The organism is Sporosarcina jeotgali (assembly GCF_033304595.1).
Lineage (GTDB): Bacteria > Bacillota > Bacilli > Bacillales_A > Planococcaceae > Sporosarcina > Sporosarcina jeotgali.
The window spans coordinates 3,007,441-3,027,063 of the sequence record NZ_CP116341.1; the positions used below are offsets into that span (position 1 = coordinate 3,007,441).

Consider the following 19,623-nt stretch of genomic DNA (forward strand, 5'->3'; position numbering starts at 1 on the left):
GTCCGTTTTTTTCTCATTACGCTGCTGGATCTTCTGCTTTAAGTAAAGGTCCATTTTTTGATTTCAATATTATCGATACAATCGCTATAATGACCACACTTAGTACTAGCGCCGAACCAATAAAGAAATACTGGAAACGGATTGTCGGATGGCCCATGGAGCGGGCAATTGAATCCAGTACGAGCGGCGAACTGAATTGGCCTATGTAAATACAGCTGGATACGACTGCGATTACCCGATCACTGTTCAATGGATTGACTAGGCTGAGTGCTTTCACATTGATAAGCGGGAACATGATCCCTTGCCCGAGACCAACGAAACAAACAGCTGCCAGAATCACGGGAATAGATGATGTTAATGCAAGACTTCCGAACGCCAAACCCATAAACAATAGACTTACAGGAATAAGATATTTCTTTAACGCGTCCTGAAGCTGTGCGAGAGTTAAACTCGTAATCATTCCGCCAATCGTCGTAAATGATATAACAGCTCCCGCGACACTAGAGCCCCCAAGTTTTCCTTGTTCCAGGAATAATGCCATATTGGTCGCTATTCCATAATAGACGAGCATAATACTTCCTGAAGCAAGTGCATATCCATACACAGAAAGAGGCAGTTTCTTTTTAGGACCTGTTCCGTGAGGCTTGATAGGTTCATTTTTCGGTAAAAAGAAGTAAACCAACAGGAAGATAATTGCTCCCATCCAATAGACATTAAAAGGAACCTTCCAGCCAAACGTTGCCAGGAATCCTGCAAGCGTCATTGTGACAATTCCCCCGAGATTACTGAATGCAGAACTATACCCCATCATCTTCACTTGTTCTCTGCCTACAAAGTGATCACTTATAAGTGAAATGGATAGCGGCATGACGAGTCCGACTCCAGCACCAAGTACAAATCGGAAAGCGAGTAACGTCTCAATTGTGTTTGTAAATTGAGCTCCTACACCGCTAATGATATATATAGTCAAACCGATCATGACAATTGCCCGCTTAGAAATTTTGGTCGTTAAGTAACTGGATACAAATGAAAAAGGAATAATAATTAACGAAGGTGCTGTTAAAATCAGCTTAATAAGAATTGGATCTGCATCTGGGAAGTTTGAAGCGATTAATCCGACCGCTGGTGAGATTGCGGCACCTGCCATTACAGTTGCCATTGCAATCGAAATAATCGTTGGTGCTAACATTCTTTTGTTCATTAACAGGTTCCTCCATTCTCTGTTTTTTTCAGCTGTCTTAATACTTTATCTGTAGACAGCTGTACAGGTTTTTCTGTCCGCGCATTCCATAAGAGTAAACCGTGGGCTAATGACAAGTGATAGGTTGCCAGTTCTTCAGGATCCCCTTCTACGAATAGCCCTTCTTGCTGCCCTGTTTTAATAATGCTGCCAATCCCATCTACAGCTTCTTTGTACAGTGCAACAATTTCCCGTTTAGCGAGCTCATTCAAATGATCTGAATACAAAGCTTGCAATACTAGAATATGCCGATAAACTCCTTCTTTGATAGAACCGGAATGTGTCGCTTCTGTCAGCCACTCCATTTTCCCAAGTGCTGTCATTTCGAATTCAGCTGCTTGTTCTACCAAGTCAATGAAGTCATATAGAATATCCCGGATTACCTCTATATACAACTCTTCTTTTGAAGCAAAGTAGTGATAGAAAAGCCCATGGCTAAGTTGGGCATTTGAAGTGATGTCACTGATTTTTGCAGACGCAAAACCTTTTTGACTGAACATCTGAATTGCGGAGCGTCTCAATTCCTGCTGACGCTGATCGCGAATTTCCTTAAATTGCTCCTTATTTCTAGGGCTCATTTAGCGTATTCACCATCTCTTTCTTATTGGTTGACTGACTGACAAGTCAATGTTGAACAGTATATGTTTTAGAAAACTTGGCGTCAAGGGGATTCTTATAATTTCCATGTGAGCTTCCTTGGAAAAAGCGTTTAACAGAGAGGATTGCAGGGTACTTTAAGAGGTTGAATGGAGGTGTTGGAGTGATTAAGATTTCCATCAGGAGGACATATCGATTCCAAGAGATTGTAAATACGTTTTTAAAAAACGGCTTCAGCCATGTACTGTTTAGACTGGGCATTACAGAACGCAGGGCCGCTGCAACAATGAAAAACGAACCAATGGATATGAACCTTCAGCACATTGGACAAAAATTGAATCGGACTTTGCAAGAACTCGGTCCGACATTCATAAAGTTAGGTCAGATTGCAAGTACTCGACGTGATTTAGTGCCTGCTGAAATCATACGTGAACTGGAAAAGCTTCAAGACCATGCAGAGCCTTTTTCGTTTGAGGAAGTTCAGCAGATTATAGAAAAAGAGCTTGGCAAACCATTGAATGACCTGTTTGAATCATTCAATGACAAACCATTGGCAACCGCATCCATCGGCCAAGTACATGAAGCTTTTTTATATACTGGTGAGAAAGTTGCTGTAAAAGTTCAACGACCCGATATCCGGCAAACAGTGGACACAGATTTGTCCATCCTGAAAGAAATAGCGTCACTAATTGAAAACAACACAGACTGGGGTAAGTTATACGGTGTCCGCTCTATTATTAATGAGTTTGCGGATTCGCTGCTTAGTGAACTCGATTACGAAAATGAAGGCAGAAATGCCGAACGCATTGCCCGCCAAGCAAAAAAAGACTCTTCTGTATACATTCCAGAAATCCATTGGGATCTGACATCTAAGAAAGTGCTGACGATGGAGATGATCGAAGGAATTAAGTCTAATGATATTAATACTCTCGATGAACGAGGATACGATCGTAAATTACTTGCGCGAAGAATTGTAAATTCAATGTTTAGCCAAGTACTGGATCATGGTTTTTTCCACGGAGATCCCCATCCGGGAAATATATACATAATGCCCGGCAATGTAATTTCATTTATCGATTTTGGAATGATTGGAGTTATGGATGATGATCTCAAACTTCAATTCGCCAAACTTATTATGGAATTGGAACGCGGCAGCACAAAAGGAATTATAAAAGTGATGGATTCAATGGGGATTTTATCGGATGAAACCAATATCAAAAGTCTCCAAAAAGATTTAGGCATGCTCAAAACTAAATACTATGACGTTCCTTTGCAAAACATGAGCCTGGGAGAAATCTTCATGGATTTGTTCGGCGTTGCCTATCGCCATCAAATAAAAATTCCAAATGAAATCACAGTACTAGGAAAAACCATTTTAACGCTGGAGGGACTCATATCGAAATTAGACCCAGCAATGAGCATCATGGACGGCGTGGAACCTTTCGGCAAGAAACTCATTAAAGAATATTACAGTCCCTCTTCCCTTCTTAAAAATGCTTGGGAAAGTGTCAGTGAAAACGCAGAAATTCTAGCAAATATCCCGCGTGATTTTAAAGATATCAGTACAGCCGCGAAAAAAGGAAAACTGAAACTGGACATTAACTTGAGGCAAACCAGTTTCATACTCAGAAGAATGGATATCATTAGCAATCGGCTCGCTTTCAGTGTCATTCTTCTTGCTTTCAGCATTCTCATGACAGGACTGATTATCGGATCTGCAATCGCTGGAGAAAATAATATGCTGCTGAATCTGCCTGTCATAGAAATTGGTGCGATTGTTGCATTTTTGATGTTTGTATTTCTTCTGTTTTCGATTTTCAGATCCGGAAGAATGTAACGGCTGGTCTAGCTAATTAGATCTGGCTGCTATTCTGGATGCTCTGGCAAGCACTCGATTTGCCGACTTCTTTAAACCAAAATACTATTGATTAATTTATAAAAAAACCACGTAAAAGGGGGAATTCCTCTTTACGTGGTTTTTATTAGATAAGCATTCAATTAAACGATGAAGTATGCGATGACGGACAGTAATATCGATGTGACTGTCATTGCTGCAAGCGGACGAAGTGCCCGTGAGCGCAAATCACGCAAGCTTACATTCAACCCCAATCCAACCATAGCGGCTGTAAGGAACCAAGATGTTACAACGGCAATAACGTCATACACACCATCCGGAACAGGAATGATTGGTCCAAAAACGTAACTTCCCAGTACACTTAAGATGATAAAACCGACCAAGAACCAAGGGAATTCGATTTTCGCATCTGATTCTTCTGTCCCTTTACTTTTACGTTTCATAATTGCAATGAAAATAAAGCAAAGCGGAACGAGCAAGAACACACGGCCAAGCTTAGCAAGCAATGCGATGGCAAGACCATCTTCACCTGCAGGTGCTCCTGCCAGCGCAACGTGTGCAACTTCATGCAAGCTGATTCCTGACCACATACCGTAGTGGATGGCATCGAGCGGTAAGAAAGGACGTAACACAGTATATCCGACAGCAAAGACTGTACCCATCAATGCAATGATTCCTACACCAATTGCTGTATCTTCGTCTTTTGATTTTACGATGGGTGCGATCGCCGCAATCGCAGCCGCCCCACAAACTCCAGTTCCAACGCCGAGTAGTAGTGAAATATTTTTATCTGCCTTAAACATTTTAGCAAGCCATAGTGTCATGAAGATGGCAAAAATGATAACGCCAACGTCACGGGCTAGCAATCCGAGTCCGTCACTGAGTACGGTGTCGATGTTCAGTTTAATACCGTACAAAATTATAGCCGTTCTCAATAATCGTTTGGACGAAAATTGAATCCCAGAACGGATTGCTTCTGGATAACCAAAAAATTGCCGAAATACAACAGCGATGATGATCGCAGAAGCCATTTGTCCAATATGATCAAATCCCGGTAACTTCGCGAGTAAATATCCTAAAAGTGCAATGAAAAATGTAAATGCAACCCCGCCGATCCAAGCAGTCGATTTTGACAGCTTCTTAGGAGAGGGTGCTTGTGATGATGCATTCATGTGGAACACCTCCTGTCATTAAGTATACGCTCCGAGTTTTCATAAGGAAAATAACAATATATAATAGCTACCATAAGTAAATGCATATATGAGAATGGTGGGGACAGCAAATGGATCAAAGCTTAAACGTCTTTGTGACCGTCGCTGAAAAGAAAAACTTTTCGCGAGCGGCTGAAGAACTGCACATGACACAGCCCGCGGTAAGTCAGTATATCCGATCCTTGGAAGAGACGATGGATGTACGCCTGCTTGAAAGAACCAACAAATATGTACGGCTGACTAAGGCTGGAGAGATTGTTTACCACCATGCGAAAGAAATTGTCGGGTTATATGGACGCATGCATCACTTAGTGAACGACTTATCCCACGAGGCCAGCGGACAGCTGTCGATCGGTGCCAGTTACACATTTGGTGAATATGTACTTCCTCATATCTTGGCTCGTTTACTGGAGATCTATCCCCTCATTAAGCCTGACGTACGGATTGGCAATACTGCGGAAATTGCAGATCTCATTATGAGCCGGCAACTAGATGTTGGCATTGTAGAAGGGCGATTTAAGGAAAACCGGCAATTGACCGCCCAAGCATTTGCAGAGGATCAGATGATACTTATAGCGTCAGCAAAACATCCGCTCACGTTAAAAGAAGGAGCGATTAATTGGCAGAGGTTAGCAGAACAAACATGGATCATCCGCGAAGAGGGCTCAGGTACTAGAGAAGCTGTGGAAGCTGTCTTTGACCGTTATTCGATTTCTCCTGTTCGATCTATGCAATTCAGCAGTACTCAGCCCATCAAAGAAGCCGTAGAAGCAGGGTTAGGAATTAGTCTGTTGTCCAAGTGGGCAGTTCAAAAGGAAATTCGTTATGGTGATTTAGTCCAATTACCCGTAGAAGGCTTACCTTTTATCCGCCAATTTTCAATTGTAACCAGTTCGCAGTACCAGACAAAGGCGCTAAAAGTCTTTTTGGAGCTGCTGCTCAATAATCGGGAATTGACGTTGTTTCGGAAGAGTAATGGGATATGATTTCAATGCGTTAAGTGACTAATTGGAAGTGCTTCGCTTGTTGACTCGTTAGGAATTAGCTAATAGAAGGGTTTCTATGGTTTTAGATGGGTATTCTAAGGCAGTAAGGTGGACTTATGAGCGCAAATTGAGTTTTATGAGCGCGATTTATAGTTTATGAGCGTTTTTTTCTGGTTATGATCACTTTGCTGTGTTTATGAGCGGATCCCCTTGTTTATGATCACATTTCGAGTTTTATGATCACCTATCGAGATTTATGAGCATACTGCCAAACGCGTGAGCGTCATACTGTTTCATTCCAAGTAAAAAAGGGCTTTGCAAAAGCCCTTTCCACTTTCCATCACTTGATTAACTTCCCTGGATTCAATACATTGTCAGGATCCAGTACGTGCTTGATTTTCAACATGACGTCATATGCTTCCCCGTGCTCATCGCGCTGGTATTTCTGTTTACCTACACCGACTCCATGCTCGCCGGTACAAGTTCCGCCACATGCGAGTGCCCGACGGACAATCGTTTCGTTGTATTCGTCCGCGGTTTTGAGTTCTTCTTCATTTTCATGATCAATCATCAGCAGCACGTGGAAATTACCATCTCCAACGTGTCCAACGATTCCTCCTTCGAGTCCTGTACGGTCAAGTTCCTCACGTGCAAAGACAACAGCTTCTGCCAGTTTGGAAATCGGAACACAGACATCCGTCAGCATCATCTGTTTACCGGGGAATCCATGCGTATAGGCGTATGCGGCATTGTGGCGTGCTTCCCACAAACGATTGCGGCTAGCAGTTTCTGTTTCGAACAAGATTTCTTTGCATCCGAAATCAGTGACGATTTCTTCTGTGAACGCAACGTCCTGTGCAAGACCGGCTTCGTTGCCATGAAACTCTAAAAACAGCGTTGGCAGTTCCGCATAGTCCGTCTCGCTGTACGCATTCACTTGTCGGATGGATTCGGTATCGACCAGTTCCACGCGCGCAATGGGAATGCCCGCCTGCAAAATTGCCGGCACCGCTTCAATGGCATTCGTGATGGACGTGAAGGTTGCGCGGGCTGCAGTGGTCACTTCCGGTATTCCGAACACACGAAGTGTCAGTTCCGTAAAACATCCCAGCGTCCCTTCTGACCCGACAAATAATCCATTCAGATGATAGCCTGATGACGATTTAGCTGCTTTATTCCCCGTGTGAATCACAGTCCCGTCTGCTAACACCACCTCTAAGTCACGTACCTGATCACGCATAACGCCGTATTTTACGGATGTTGTACCACTTGCATTGGTTGCAGCCATGCCTCCGAGAGTGGCGTCAGCTCCAGGATCTACAGAGAAGAATAATCCATGCTTTTTTAGCTCTTTGTTTAAGACGGAACGTGTCACTCCGGGCTGTACAGTCACCAGCATATCGGACGGATTCACTTCGATGATTTGATTCATCTCAGTGAAGTCAATCGTTATCCCATGATCATATGGAATAACGTGTCCTTCCAGACTCGAACCGACTCCGAAGGGAATCACGGGTACATTTAGACTCCCCGCCGCCTTTACAATTCGGCTAACCTCGTCTGTCGATCGGGGATATACTACAAGATCGGGCAGGCTTGGCGTATGATAAGATTCATCCTTGCTATGTAGGTCACGTACTGTTTCGTTTTGCGTCACTTGTTCTTGGTCTAAAAATCCAGTCAGCTGGACATAAAGCTGGTCAATTGAAGCATTCATCCGATCAATCCCTTTCCAACTTAGTCTATTAACAATTCTTACAATTATAACTCATTCTAAACCCGTTTGGTATTCGATTTGCGGGGAACACTATAAGAAACACTAAGAAAAACAATAGGAGGTCTTCATCTTGAGAAAATCAGCATCTATAGCTGGAAGCGTTCTTGCGACAGCCCTGCTGTTAGGCGCATGCGGCAGCAATGATACCAGCACAGACAAAGACACAACAGGCACAACTGCGGAACCTGGTACCGTTACAGATGATTCTGCAGACACTAACACAAATGCCAATTCAAGCGATTCCACGAGCACGAATGGCTCAATGGACTCTGACAGCGATCAGGATTACATGAAAGAAAAAATGGATAAGCTGACCTACGATGAATTTGAGCTGGAAGTCGATTATGGAAAAGACAAGGAATATGAAATTGAAATCGAACAAGACAACGGCAAGGTGGAAGCGACTGTTGAGGACGAATTATCCAATACGGATTTAAAAGGCCGTGCAGCTTTTGATGAAATCTATCCTAACCTAGAGAAACTGGACATTACAGAAACCACATCAAAAGAACAAGCGATTCAACAAACATTAGACGCGTTTGGATTGAAAGATGACTACATGAAATTTGGTATTGAAATCACGATGCCGGATGGTCAAAAAATCGAGTTTGAAGACAAGAAATAAGTAAAAGCGGAACCGTTAATCGGTTCCGCTTTTCTATTTTCAGCTATGCGTTTTTACGAACTCGATAATCTTTTCAGACGTTTCCATCTGCAGAATTTCTGGGATATAGCCTTCCCACTCCGCTTTAGATAGGTCTGCAAACTGAGCTCGTGCTTTCAAAATGCTGGATGGGCTCATTGAGAACTCATCAAGTCCCATGCCAAGCAGCACAGGGATGGATAGCGGATCTCCTGCTACCTCACCGCACATGCCTACCCATTTTCCTTCTTTATGAGCAGCTTGAATCACATTGTGTATCAGACGCAAAATAGACGGATGATTCGGCTGATATAAATAGGAAACGGTTTCGTTCATACGATCAGCTGCCATCGTATATTGGATTAAATCGTTCGTACCGATTGAGAAGAAATCAACTTCTTTTGCAAATAAGTCTGCAATGACCGCTGCTGCCGGGATTTCAAGCATCATCCCAACTTCATACGTATCACTGACTTTAATACCTTCAGCTTGCAACTTCTCTTGTTCTTCCAGCAACATGCCCTTGGCACGACGGAATTCTTCCAATGTTGCAATCATCGGGAACATGATCTTCAAGTTTCCGTGCACACTTGCGCGCAGCAATGCACGTAACTGGGTACGGAACATTTCAGGGTGCTCGAAACAAAGACGAATGGCACGCTCGCCAAGGAACGGGTTCATCTCTTCAGGCGTGCTGAAATAGCTTAGCTCTTTGTCCCCGCCGATATCGAGTGTGCGGACAACTGTTGGACGTTCTCCCATTGAAGTGAGAACGGTTTTATAAGCATCGTACTGCTCTTCTTCCGTAGGGAAATCACTTTTACCCATGTAAAGGAACTCTGTACGGAACAGGCCGACACCTTCTGCACCATTTTTATCTGCTAATGGCAGGTCATCCGTCGACGCAATATTCGCGCCCACTTCAACATGATGCCCGTCCCTTGTAACCGTAGCCTCAGAAACAAAACGCTTCAACAATTCCTTGTCTGACTCGAACGACGTCTTCTTCGTTTCATAAGCCTGCGTTTCTTCATCAGTCGGCTCCAGTACTACCGTTCCGTCTGTTCCGTCAACAATCAGAGGAGTCCCCTGTTCAATCGAAGCCATAGCAGTCTTCGTTCCGACTACTGCTGGAATCTCCAGCATTCTGCCTAGAATTGCAGAGTGCGAAGTGCGCCCTCCAATGTCTGTGACAAATCCTTTGACGAATTGCTTATTCAGCTGGGCTGTTGCAGAAGGGGTTAAATCATCTGCAATAATAATCACTTCTTCATTAATTGTAGAAGGATCTGAAACATGAACGCCTAATAATTTTGCTAGAAGACGTTTCGTTACGTCACGAACGTCTGCAGCACGTTCTCTCATATATTCGTTATCCATCGCCTCGAACATTGCCGTGAACGTATCTGCAGCCTGCTGCAAGGCGAATTCTGCATTGACGCCCTGTTCAATACTGCCTTTAACGCTGCTCTCAAGCTCAGGATCATTTAACACGAGTAAATGCGCGCTGAAAATCGCTGCTTTGTCTTCTCCGAAGTTTTCGGCTGCTTTTGCTCGAATCGCTTCAAGTTCGACCGCCGCTTCAGCTTTCGCTGATTCAAATCGGACAATTTCCAGTTCCGGCTGCTCGACAGTTCGTTTTTCGACTGTTAGGTCTGGCGTTTCCAAACGGTACGCTTTGGCGATCGCTATGCCGTCGGATACACCGATGCCTGTAATGGTTTGTTTCACTCGCCGATACTTTCTGATTTCATAATGTCTTCCACTTTTGCGATCGCCTCTGACTCGTCAGCGCCGTCTGCTGCAATTTCAACTTGCGCACCGGATTCAATCCCCATGCCCATAACACCCATGATGGATTTCAAGTTAGCAGTTCGTTCTTTATACGTAATGGTTACGTCTGATTTGAAAGGCGTTACTGCGGATACGAGCATTGAACACGGACGTGCGTGCAACCCTTCGCTGCTTGTGATTGTGAATGTTTTCTTTTCCATAACTAAATCTCTCCTTTTAGTCAAAACTGGATGCGATCGCTGTAGTTGGCGACAAGAGCATCATTGTGTTGTTCGTTGCCTTCTAGATTACCGCTTTTGAATACAGGCGGTTCCATTCCATTCTCACTCATTCGTACGACAACCTCGCAGAACAAGGCGTGCAGCAATGCATTTCCGATCACTGAGGATGCCGGACCGCATTGAATTCCTTCCATGTCCATGATTCCATCGCCTGGAGGGACTTTTGTATCCAGCACAGCGGACACGGCCGATTCCAGTCGCTTGCCTGAAGAATGACGAGAAGGATGTTCTCTTTCAGTATACAATAAAGACTGGATGGAAACCGTATATGCGCCTTGTGCATTTGCATATTCCGCCATATCAATCGGAACCGGGTTACGTCCTGAATTTGAAATAATGATTACGGCATCTTCCGGCCGTATATCAAGGCTTGTTAAAAAGGTTTTGCTGAAGTCAGGATCTTTTTCGTTTTTAGATGAAAGCAGCGCTCCTTCGTGCAACATTAGCGGCCCAATAGAAATGGGCTGTACACACGCCAGACTTCCCGCACGGAAAAAGCCTTCCTGCGCCAGCAATTGAGAATGGCCTGATCCGAAAAGATGGATGATGCCGCCTCGCGTTATTCGATCAGCGAGCTGCCCGGCTGCCCGTTCCACTGTTTCTTTTGCTTCATGACCTGCTTCTGTTAAGAGAGTTGTGATCTCGCTGATATATGAATTCATGGCATTCACCTTCCGATTTCACTAATGAATTTATATCGATCTGCCCGATATGTGCTCCGGACGACTTCAAAGATGCGACCGTCCATAAGGGCACTCACTCTTTCAATAAGGACAACTGCTGCAGGAAGTGCGATTTGCAAATAACCTGCATCCTCAGTTTTAGCAAGAGCTGCCTCCATCCGCTGTGTTGCCTGCCCGATCACCAGCTTTTCCTGTTTTTCTATGAATGCATACAAAGAACCTTGCAATGCTTCTTCAGTGAGCGTTGGAAACAATTCCACAGGTAAATAAGATCGTTCAATCGCCATTGGCGTGTCATCCGCATAGCGGATACGGACCACCTTATAAACAAGTTCATCTGGAGAGATTCCGAGTCGGGCAGCAATCTGCGGTTCCGGATGGATTTTACTAAAGCTGATCAGTTTCGTCCCAGGCACCAATCCCCGCTCTTTCATGTCTTCAGTAAAGCTCGTTAACCCATTAAGCGGTTGTTCCATCTTCTCTTCCGCCACAAACGTACCGCGGCCTTTTTCACGATAAAGAAGTCCGTCCTTGACTAAGTTCGTAAGTGACTGACGAACAGTCATGCGACTCACACCGAACATGTCCGTCAATTCCCGCTCAGATGGAATTAAAGATTTTACAGGATACACGCCTTGAGCGATTTGCTCTTTTAAAAAATCTTCAATTTGAACGTAAATCGGGATGGCGGATTGCTTATCTAGCATGAGTGCCACCGCCAATCGCTTCCGTTGCACACGTTACGACTTCCCATTATGTTCATACCCGATTACACCGCCACAAATCGTATGCATAACCGTCCACTCTTTATCGAGAATGACGATATCTGCATCATTCCCAGCAATCAGACTGCCTTTTTTCGCAAGCCCCAGCTGGCGGGCTGCGTTCCCTGAAGAAACTTTCGCAACGTCAAGCGGGCTGATTCCTAATGTACGGACGACATTTTTGACCGCATGTTCCATTGTGAGGATACTTCCCGCAAGAGTACCATCTGAAAGGCGGGCATCCGTTTCAGTTACGTGAACAGGCTGTCCTCCCAGATCATATTCACCCGGTTCAAGTCCTTTCGCACGCATTGCATCCGTAATGAGGATAAGTCTATCCGCCCCCTTGACCCGGTAAGCGAGTTCAACTGCTTTTGGATGACTGTGGATGAAGTCTGCGATTACTTCTGCACATAATTCATCTACAAGAAGAGCCCCGCCAATCGCACCTGGCTCGCGGTGATGGAAGGGAGACATCTGGTTATATAGATGCGTAGCCTGTACAGCTCCTGCTTCTGCAGCTTCTTCCATTTGAGCAATTGTCGCATTCGTATGACCCATGGACGCAACAATGCCTTCAGCTGCCAGCTTTCGGATGAACGACATTCCGTTTTCTTCTTCCGGTGCGAGTGTAACCATGCGGATTTTGCCTTCTGCTGCCTTCTGCCAAGCATCAAACTGTTCTGCATCAGGAGGGCAAATGTATTCAATCGGTTGTGCGCCTGCACGCTTTGGCGATACGAATGGCCCTTCAAGGTGAACGCCCAGCATCTGTGCTTGTCCAGGTTTCGTTGTGAAGGCCGCTGCATTTTTTAATGCCGCTTCAATCGCCCCAGGAGCTTGTGTCATCGAAGTTGCTAAAAATGATGTTGTTCCTTCTTTAGGAAGGACATCGGCCATTGTTTGTAACGCCTCTTCCGTCGCATCCATCACATCCGCTCCAGATGCTCCGTGAATGTGCATATCGATGAACCCAGGCAATACATATCCGCCTTGGGCATCTATTTGTTGATTGGCTTGGCGCTTTATGGAAGTCCCGACTTCTTGGATCATCCCATCTTCTATGAACACTTCACCTTTTTCAAGAATTCCTTCTGGTGTTACAACGGTTCCGTTTGTCAGTAAAATTGTGTGTGCCATTGCTGTCCGCTCCTTAAGAAAATACGCCGGAAGAGTGACTGTCGTCTCTCCCGCCGGCGTAATCATTTATTATTCATCAACTTTAACAATTGAATCTGTTCCTTTACGTTGGAACCCTTTTTTCAAGATGTGCAGGTTGGCTTTTTCTACGTTTGTGAAAATGACCGGTGTTACAACGGACGGAGCATTTGCTTTGATGTAGTCTAAGTCAATGTTCAACAACGCATCGCCCCGCTGAATGAGCTGACCGTTTTCTACAAGCAATTCAAATCCTTTACCGTTCAACTTCACTGTATCCAGACCTACGTGAATGAGAACTTCTACGCCAGTGTCTGTTTCAAGACCGATTGCATGATTTGTCGGGAAGACACTCACGACTTTACCGTCAATTGGTGAATGAATCGTTTTCCCTTTCGGCATGATTCCGAAACCAGGCCCCATCATTTCCTTCGCAAACACTTCATCTGGAACTTCTGAAAGCTCAATGATGTCTCCGTCGATTGGCATATGGAAATCAGATTCAGGTAATGCTTTCACACTGTGCGGCTGTGTATCCAGTTCCATAGACTCTTCTGTTTTCGGAGCTGGATTACCGTTCTTCATACGTCGTTTCATCGCTTCAGCTAAGAATTCAACAGCTGTTCCGATGACAACTTGAACGTTTGTTTTACTAATTTTCATGTAACCCATTGCGCCATAACGCTTCAATTCTTTTTCATCGACAACATCAGAATTTTTAACAGTTAGACGTAAACGAGTTGTACAGTAGTCAATGGCTTGAATATTATCAAGACCTCCAAGCGCTTCAATCGTATGATACGCCTTAACTTCAACGATATCGTCGCTGTAGACAGCAGTATCTTCTACCATATCTTCGTCATCTTCACGACCCGGTGTTTTCAAGTCGAGCTTCACAATAAGGAAGTAGAAGACTACAAAGTAGATGACACCGAATACGAGACCTATCACTAACAAGGTCAATGGATTTTGCGCCAATCCATAGTTGAGGACATAGTCAATCGCACCTGCTGAGAATCCAAATCCGTGATGGACGTCAAACATATACGATACGATCATCGAAGCACCTGTTAACAATGCGTGAACTACATATAGAACTGGTGAAAGGAACATGAACGCAAATTCGATTGGCTCTGTAATACCAGTAAGGAATGAAGTGAATGCGATACTGAATAACATACCGCCGACAATTGCTTTCTTTTCCTTTTTAGCTGCCGCATACATTGCGAGACACGCTGCAGGCAGACCGAACATCATAATCGGGAAGAAACCAGACAAGAATGGTCCTGCTGTTGGATCTCCCTTAAGGAAACGGTTGATTTCCCCTTTAACTACTTCACCGCTTGCATCCGTGAATGTACCAAAGTCGAACCAAACCACTGTGTTAATAACGTGGTGAAGACCTGTAGGGATCAATAGACGGTTCAAGAATCCGTACGCGCCTACTCCAAGTGTTCCTGCACCGAGTACCCAGTTACCGATGCTGTCGATAACGTGTTGAATTGGCGGCCATGCAAAGAAGAGTACACCCGCAAGTACAGTCATTGCAGCTGCTGTAACGATAGGGACGAATCTTCGTCCTCCAAAGAATGCTAAGAAATCCGGTAATTTAATATTATAAAAGCGATTATAAAGAACGCCGGCTACAATACCGGAAATGATACCGCCGAATACACCCATATTAATGGATTCATCGACTGCTTTTAAAGCACTAGTCAGTACTAAGAAACCGACAGCTCCGGCTAATGCCGCACCGCCACTATTGTCATGCGCAAATCCCATTGCAATACCAATGGCAAAGATTAAAGCCAAGTTACCAATAATTCCATCTCCCGCTGCCGCGATTAGAGGAACGTTCAGCAGATCTGGCTGCCCGAGTCGCAAAAGCAATGCAGCTGCCGGCAAGGTCGCAATCGGAAACATTAGTGATTTACCGATGCGCTGAATAAAGTTCATCATCTTCTTCTCACTCCTTTTTAGTTATCTTACTATTCACTATACCGCTATACCGGTCTAGTTGTCTATACCAATTAAACCAGAAAACGAGAAGGAATGTAAGCGTTTTTATGAATTTATGTTGAAAAGTTTGCGATTATGCATAAAAAAGCGATTGCAGAGAGATCTGCAACCGCTCTAATTAGTGTTTCAACCTATTAAATAGACTTATGCATCAACACGAACGAGGCCAGTAGTCCCTTTCGTCAGCTGACCTTCTTTCAGCAAATGGATTTTCTCTTTTTCAGTGTTTGTAAAAATGACGGGTGTGATTGCGGACGGTGCATTTGCTTTGATGTATTCAACGTCAATTTTCAACAGCGCATCTCCGCGGCGAATTGCCTGCTCGTTCTCAACCAGTAAATCGAAACCTTCCCCGTTCAATTTCACCGTATCCAATCCGACGTGAATCAGAATTTCAACACCTGTTTCAGATTCCAGTCCAATTGCATGTTTCGTCGGGAATACGCTGACGACCTTACCGTCGACAGGTGAGCAAATTGTATCTCCTGACGGGTCAATCGCAAACCCCGGGCCCATCATTTCCTGCGCGAATACGGGATCCGGCACTTCGGATAAAGGAAGAACAGTCCCCTCAATCGGCATTGCGAAACGTTCTTCTCCAATTCCTTTTTCTGCAGATGTCTGCTTCTCTTCAGCCGGGCTTTCTCCTTTTAACGACTGGGCCATCTTTTTAAAGAAATTAGCCATTCTTCCACTCTCCTTCTATCCTGTTCATGTGTATTGTTCACTGAATTCATCTACACTATCCAAGTTACTTCCCGCAAAAGTGCATAGCAAGCGTCTCCAGCATTTGAGGAAGGCGCACAAAAGCACTTTCGATATGCAGTCTCTCTGTACGCTGGTGAGCATCCTTACCAAATGGACCGACGTTCAGAACTGGAGCGTCCAGGGCCTTCATTTCTTCAAATGGCATCCAATAGGTTGAGCCCCATACAGGTGTATTCCGTTCAAATGATTTCCAGCCTGTTCCTTCGTCTTCATAATGAACATAGCTCAAATCACTAATTCCGTTGAAATAGTGGATTTGTGATACTTCTGTCCCAAGTGAAGTTGCTTTGTCTTGCATCAGCTGTACAAGTTCCTGAACGAGTGCATCGTCCGACGTATTTACGGCAGGATAATAAGGCGGTGCAAACAATAGAACTGTTGCAGGAGCCAGCTCTTGGCATTCAATCATCAGGGTATCGACGATTTTGAACGATTTGTCGCGATCGTCAAGCTCCCAATCACCGGAAACTTCGGTAATAATCCTTTTTACTTCAGCTTCGCCCAATTTGTTAGTAGCGTAATCCATCAGCTCTTCAAATTTGAGAAGTTTGATTTCACCAATTTTAGAAATCCCTTCACGTTCACTCACTTCGGTATAGGCGGATTCACATGCACGGACTGCTTCTTTAGCAATGCCTTCAAATAATTCCATAACTTCCGCCGCAGTGCGTCTCATTGTGAAAACGTTATAAAGCGCGGTGGAACGATATGGTGTTTGCACAGAATAATGTGCTTTTAAATCTTTTTGCTGCAGCGTCACGGGCAGCGGTGTGGTTTCGCCATGATCCGTTTCTTCAAATACATTGTTCCATTCCATACGCTGTGTTAAAAAAGAAGCCATGAACGTTGATGTAATTCCTTTCAACGGTTCCCCTACATGTGTTTCTCTTCCATAAAACAAAGCAGCAGGCATAATCTTACCGATGGATCCCGAGTAAATGTATTCTCTTAGATCACCCGGCTCCTGAGAGAAAACAGGTTCGCCATTTAAAAACAACGTATACGTCAGATCATGTTCTTGCTTCATGCGAACGAGTGATTTCACCGCGGTACGCATACCGGCAGAGCTCACTTCTTCGTCAGGAACAGCTAGCAGCACTAAGTTTACTGGCCATTGTTCCGATGCCGCTTTTTCAATTAAGGACATATGCAATGCAAGTCCCATTTTCATGTCCATAGTTCCACGGCCAAACAAATATTCCCCAGATTCTAAATCGGTCAATGCCTCTTCAGGAAGCTCGTCTTTATATTCATGTAATTTCACGGTCAGCTCTTCAGGATGGAACGCAAATGGCTCAAGTGCGCCATATTCTTCTGTCCACACTGTGTCAAAGTGGCTAATCAGCACAATTGTATCCTGTGCTTTATGGTTTTTATACAATGCAGTGACTGAATTACGTCCAAGACCTGCATCATGCAACTCCAACTGTTCGGGATGTGCTTCGAAGTAAGGAACACTTTTCAACTTTTCAGCGAGTCGATGCGGGAAAGCTTTTTCTCCTTCGGTTGTTGTCCGACTCTCCCAATTCACAAGTTCGCACAATAGTGCGCGTAATGTTTCAGGTGTATTCCATTGCAGTTCTGTTTCAGTATGTTGGTTTGCCATGTAAAACCCTCCCCCTTAAATACGTACTGATGTACTGACATCCTGACAGCATAAACCTGTCATTTTTGAGTGTACGCTTTTTGTCGAAAAGAGTCACCCCTTACAGGTTAATCGTTTGACTTGCATACATTAAAACTTTTGTTTAAAATATAAACATAAGTTTATATTCCATTAAAAAGAACGGGAGGTGTTTACGCTGAACGAAAAAGAACAGCAGCTGATTTCATTAATCCGGCAAAATCCATACTGCTCCCAGCAAGAGCTGGCTGAAGGTCTTGGGCTATCACGTCCTGCTGTTGCCAATTTAATATCCGCACTGACGAAACGCGGATATATTTCAGGCAGAGCTTATGTATTAGCGCCAGAAGATGAAATAATTTGCATCGGCGGTGCAAACGTCGATCGTAAGTTTCATGTCACCGGACCGGTAGCTGCGGGAACCTCAAATCCAGCTGAACAGTCGGTTACGATTGGCGGCGTCGCTCGTAACATCGCTGAAAACCTTGGCCGTCTGGACCATCCCGTTCGGTTGATTACTACAGCGGGAAAAGATGCAGACTGGGACTTGATTGCGATGCATTCATCCCCTTATATGGACTTGACTTCGGTACGGTTACTGTCCAATGTCTCAACTGGCTCGTATTCTGCGGTTTTGGACAGTCAGGGTGAACTGGTGATTGCGATGGCAGTTATGGAAGTGTATGAGTCGCTGAACACCGAGTACATCGCTTCCCTCGAACGGCATTTGGCTCGCGCGAAGATGATTGTCATGGATCTTAATGTCTCAAAAGAAACAGCAGAAGCAATTCTTGATACAGCGGTCCGACACCAAGTTCAACTTGCAATCGTTCCCGTATCAGGACCTAAAATGGCACATTTGCCAGATACGCTTGACGGGCTGACATGGTTCATCTGCAATGAAGATGAAGCTGAAACGTTAACTGGAATTACGATTCAAAACGATGAGGACTGGAAGACGGCAGTTCATGCACTCTTAGACTCTGGAGCTGAACATGCGATCATTACTCGCGGAAAAAGAGGAATCATGGCTGGTGATCGAACTGCACGGATGATTCATCATCATGCGGCGATTCCTGGAGTTGCTGTAGAGGACGTGACCGGTGCAGGCGATGCGTTTGTGTCGGGAGTACTGCACGCAGCCGTAATGGAACGTACACTTAACGATGCAATTTCTTATGGCCTTGTGAACGCAGCTAAAACGTTAGCATCTACTTATACAGTCAGACCTGAACTGACCGCCAATGGACTAGAAAATGAACTGGAGGAATACAAATGAAATCTTATATCGTCTTCTCAGAAGAAGTTTTAAATGCTAAAGCCGCTGGACAACCAATCGTGGCATTGGAATCGACAATCATCTCCCACGGCATGCCGTATCCGCAAAACGTGGAAACCGCTCGTGCAGTAGAACAAATTATCCGTGATAACGGTGCGGTTCCCGCAACGATTGCCTTGATTGACGGGCAGATTAAGATCGGATTGTCTTATGACGAGCTTGAAATGTTCGGTAAAAGCGACAATGTAGCTAAAGTTTCGCGCCGGGATATCGGATACTTGCTTGCAACGAAACAATTAGGTGCGACTACCGTTGCCGCAACTATGATATGTGCAGATCTCGCTGAAATCCGTATGTTTGTAACAGGTGGAATTGGCGGCGTACACCGCGGTGCAGAGACTACGATGGACATTTCTGCAGATCTCGAGGAGCTTTCAAAAACAGATGTTGCTGTCGTTTGTGCGGGTGCAAAATCGATTCTCGATATCGGTTTGACAATGGAATACTTGGAAACGAAAGGCGTGCCGGTCATTGGGTACGAAACGGATGAGCTGCCTGCATTCTATACACGTAAGAGCGGATTCGGAGTAAACTTCCGTGCAGACAATCCTGAAGTAGTGGCTGAAACTCTTGCTGTAAAATGGCATCTTGGACTTGCAGGCGGAGCCGTCATTGCAAACCCGATTCCTGAAGCAGATGAACTGGATCCTGAAATGATCAATGGAATTATCGAGCAAGCGTTAACGGAAGCAAAAGAAAAAGGCATCAAAGGAAAAGACGTAACACCGTTCATGCTTGGGAAAGTTAAAGATCTTACAGATGGCAAGAGTCTAGTTGCCAACATCGCACTTGTGAAACATAATGCAGTTGTTGGAGCTAAGATTGCTGTCGCGTTAAGTAACGCACGTTAAATTGAATACAAAAAAATCCACAGCTGGATGGCT

At 44.6% G+C, this 19,623-nt stretch carries 17 protein-coding genes; 5 read left to right on the forward strand and 12 right to left on the reverse strand.

Annotated elements, in window-relative coordinates; genetic code table 11:
• Window positions 1–16: 16 nt before the first annotated feature.
• Together PGH26_RS15220 and PGH26_RS15225 are read right to left on the reverse strand one after the other, a co-directional pair.
• Entirely contained in the window at window positions 17–1,201 is a 1,185-nt protein-coding gene (locus PGH26_RS15220; protein ID WP_323691855.1) for an MFS transporter, read from the reverse strand.
• Window positions 1,201–1,818, reverse strand: coding sequence for a TetR/AcrR family transcriptional regulator (locus PGH26_RS15225; protein WP_323691856.1), 618 nt, complete (start codon window positions 1,816–1,818; stop codon window positions 1,201–1,203). The genes PGH26_RS15220 and PGH26_RS15225 overlap by 1 nt, the downstream gene beginning before the upstream one ends.
• 182 nt (window positions 1,819–2,000) lie before the next feature.
• Here PGH26_RS15225 and PGH26_RS15230 point away from each other — a divergent pair, with 182 nt between their 5' ends.
• Window positions 2,001–3,674 carry an ABC1 kinase family protein gene (locus PGH26_RS15230; RefSeq protein WP_323691857.1) on the forward strand — a complete coding sequence of 558 codons (1,674 nt, stop codon included), beginning with the start codon at window positions 2,001–2,003 and terminating at the stop codon, window positions 3,672–3,674.
• 161 nt (window positions 3,675–3,835) lie between these two features.
• Here PGH26_RS15230 and PGH26_RS15235 read toward each other — a convergent pair whose 3' ends face one another.
• Window positions 3,836–4,864 carry a YeiH family protein gene (locus PGH26_RS15235; RefSeq protein WP_323691858.1) on the reverse strand — a complete coding sequence of 343 codons (1,029 nt, stop codon included), beginning with the start codon at window positions 4,862–4,864 and terminating at the stop codon, window positions 3,836–3,838.
• A gap of 110 nt (window positions 4,865–4,974) precedes the next feature.
• Here PGH26_RS15235 and PGH26_RS15240 point away from each other — a divergent pair, with 110 nt between their 5' ends.
• Entirely contained in the window at window positions 4,975–5,889 is a 915-nt protein-coding gene (locus PGH26_RS15240; protein ID WP_323691859.1) for a LysR family transcriptional regulator, read from the forward strand.
• Between the two features lie 340 nt (window positions 5,890–6,229).
• On the opposite strand, the gene PGH26_RS15245 is transcribed toward PGH26_RS15240, so the two are convergent.
• Window positions 6,230–7,606: an FAD-binding oxidoreductase gene (locus tag PGH26_RS15245; RefSeq protein ID WP_323691860.1), complete on the reverse strand. Its 1,377-nt coding sequence runs from the start codon at window positions 7,604–7,606 to the stop codon at window positions 6,230–6,232.
• 130 nt (window positions 7,607–7,736) lie between these two features.
• Between PGH26_RS15245 and PGH26_RS15250 the strand changes: the two genes are divergently transcribed.
• Window positions 7,737–8,291: a YusW family protein gene (locus PGH26_RS15250; RefSeq protein WP_323691861.1), complete on the forward strand. Its 555-nt coding sequence runs from the start codon at window positions 7,737–7,739 to the stop codon at window positions 8,289–8,291.
• Window positions 8,292–8,330: 39 nt separating this feature from the next.
• Here the strand turns inward: PGH26_RS15250 and ptsP are convergent, their stop codons facing one another.
• The 8 genes from ptsP to PGH26_RS15290 all read right to left on the reverse strand — a co-directional run bounded on the left by ptsP (window position 8,331) and on the right by PGH26_RS15290 (window position 17,382).
• Entirely contained in the window at window positions 8,331–10,040 is a 1,710-nt protein-coding gene (gene ptsP / locus PGH26_RS15255; RefSeq protein WP_323691862.1) for a phosphoenolpyruvate--protein phosphotransferase, read from the reverse strand.
• Window positions 10,037–10,303 carry a phosphocarrier protein HPr gene (locus PGH26_RS15260; protein WP_323691863.1) on the reverse strand — a complete coding sequence of 89 codons (267 nt, stop codon included), beginning with the start codon at window positions 10,301–10,303 and terminating at the stop codon, window positions 10,037–10,039. The genes ptsP and PGH26_RS15260 overlap by 4 nt, the downstream gene beginning before the upstream one ends.
• Window positions 10,304–10,323: 20 nt before the next feature.
• Entirely contained in the window at window positions 10,324–11,046 is a 723-nt protein-coding gene (locus PGH26_RS15265; RefSeq protein WP_323691864.1) for an SIS domain-containing protein, read from the reverse strand.
• A 5-nt stretch (window positions 11,047–11,051) separates the two neighbouring features.
• The gene (locus tag PGH26_RS15270) at window positions 11,052–11,774 is read right to left on the reverse strand and encodes a GntR family transcriptional regulator (RefSeq protein WP_323693542.1); all 723 of its coding nucleotides are present in this window, start codon (window positions 11,772–11,774) and stop codon (window positions 11,052–11,054) included.
• A gap of 33 nt (window positions 11,775–11,807) precedes the next feature.
• Entirely contained in the window at window positions 11,808–12,971 is a 1,164-nt protein-coding gene (nagA, locus tag PGH26_RS15275) for an N-acetylglucosamine-6-phosphate deacetylase (RefSeq protein WP_323691865.1), read from the reverse strand.
• Window positions 12,972–13,040: 69 nt separating this feature from the next.
• Entirely contained in the window at window positions 13,041–14,948 is a 1,908-nt protein-coding gene (gene nagE, locus PGH26_RS15280; RefSeq protein WP_323691866.1) for an N-acetylglucosamine-specific PTS transporter subunit IIBC, read from the reverse strand.
• A gap of 204 nt (window positions 14,949–15,152) precedes the next feature.
• Window positions 15,153–15,695, reverse strand: a complete 543-nt coding sequence (locus PGH26_RS15285; RefSeq protein WP_323691867.1) for a PTS sugar transporter subunit IIA — start codon at window positions 15,693–15,695, stop codon at window positions 15,153–15,155.
• Window positions 15,696–15,759: 64 nt separating this feature from the next.
• Window positions 15,760–17,382 (reverse strand): M20/M25/M40 family metallo-hydrolase, encoded by a 1,623-nt coding sequence (locus tag PGH26_RS15290; RefSeq protein ID WP_323691868.1) that lies wholly within the window; start codon window positions 17,380–17,382, stop codon window positions 15,760–15,762.
• A 187-nt stretch (window positions 17,383–17,569) separates the two neighbouring features.
• Here PGH26_RS15290 and PGH26_RS15295 point away from each other — a divergent pair, with 187 nt between their 5' ends.
• Window positions 17,570–18,679 carry a carbohydrate kinase gene (locus PGH26_RS15295; RefSeq protein ID WP_323691869.1) on the forward strand — a complete coding sequence of 370 codons (1,110 nt, stop codon included), beginning with the start codon at window positions 17,570–17,572 and terminating at the stop codon, window positions 18,677–18,679.
• The gene (locus PGH26_RS15300; RefSeq protein WP_323691870.1) at window positions 18,676–19,590 is read left to right on the forward strand and encodes a pseudouridine-5'-phosphate glycosidase; all 915 of its coding nucleotides are present in this window, start codon (window positions 18,676–18,678) and stop codon (window positions 19,588–19,590) included. Before PGH26_RS15295 ends, PGH26_RS15300 begins: the two co-directional genes overlap by 4 nt.
• Window positions 19,591–19,623: the final 33 nt, after the last annotated feature.

Coding starts and splice junctions, on each gene's coding strand:
- PGH26_RS15220 (WP_323691855.1), bottom strand. CDS start 1,201: ATGAACAAAAGAATGTTAGCACCAACGATTATTTCGATTGCAATGGCA.
- PGH26_RS15225 (WP_323691856.1), bottom strand. CDS start 1,818: ATGAGCCCTAGAAATAAGGAGCAATTTAAGGAAATTCGCGATCAGCGT.
- PGH26_RS15235 (WP_323691858.1), bottom strand. CDS start 4,864: ATGAATGCATCATCACAAGCACCCTCTCCTAAGAAGCTGTCAAAATCG.
- PGH26_RS15240 (WP_323691859.1), top strand. CDS start 4,975: ATGGATCAAAGCTTAAACGTCTTTGTGACCGTCGCTGAAAAGAAAAAC.
- PGH26_RS15245 (WP_323691860.1), bottom strand. CDS start 7,606: ATGAATGCTTCAATTGACCAGCTTTATGTCCAGCTGACTGGATTTTTA.
- PGH26_RS15260 (WP_323691863.1), bottom strand. CDS start 10,303: ATGGAAAAGAAAACATTCACAATCACAAGCAGCGAAGGGTTGCACGCA.
- PGH26_RS15265 (WP_323691864.1), bottom strand. CDS start 11,046: ATGAATTCATATATCAGCGAGATCACAACTCTCTTAACAGAAGCAGGT.
- PGH26_RS15270 (WP_323693542.1), bottom strand. CDS start 11,774: ATGCTAGATAAGCAATCCGCCATCCCGATTTACGTTCAAATTGAAGAT.
- nagA (WP_323691865.1), bottom strand. CDS start 12,971: ATGGCACACACAATTTTACTGACAAACGGAACCGTTGTAACACCAGAA.
- nagE (WP_323691866.1), bottom strand. CDS start 14,948: ATGATGAACTTTATTCAGCGCATCGGTAAATCACTAATGTTTCCGATT.
- PGH26_RS15285 (WP_323691867.1), bottom strand. CDS start 15,695: ATGGCTAATTTCTTTAAAAAGATGGCCCAGTCGTTAAAAGGAGAAAGC.
- PGH26_RS15290 (WP_323691868.1), bottom strand. CDS start 17,382: ATGGCAAACCAACATACTGAAACAGAACTGCAATGGAATACACCTGAA.
- PGH26_RS15300 (WP_323691870.1), top strand. CDS start 18,676: ATGAAATCTTATATCGTCTTCTCAGAAGAAGTTTTAAATGCTAAAGCC.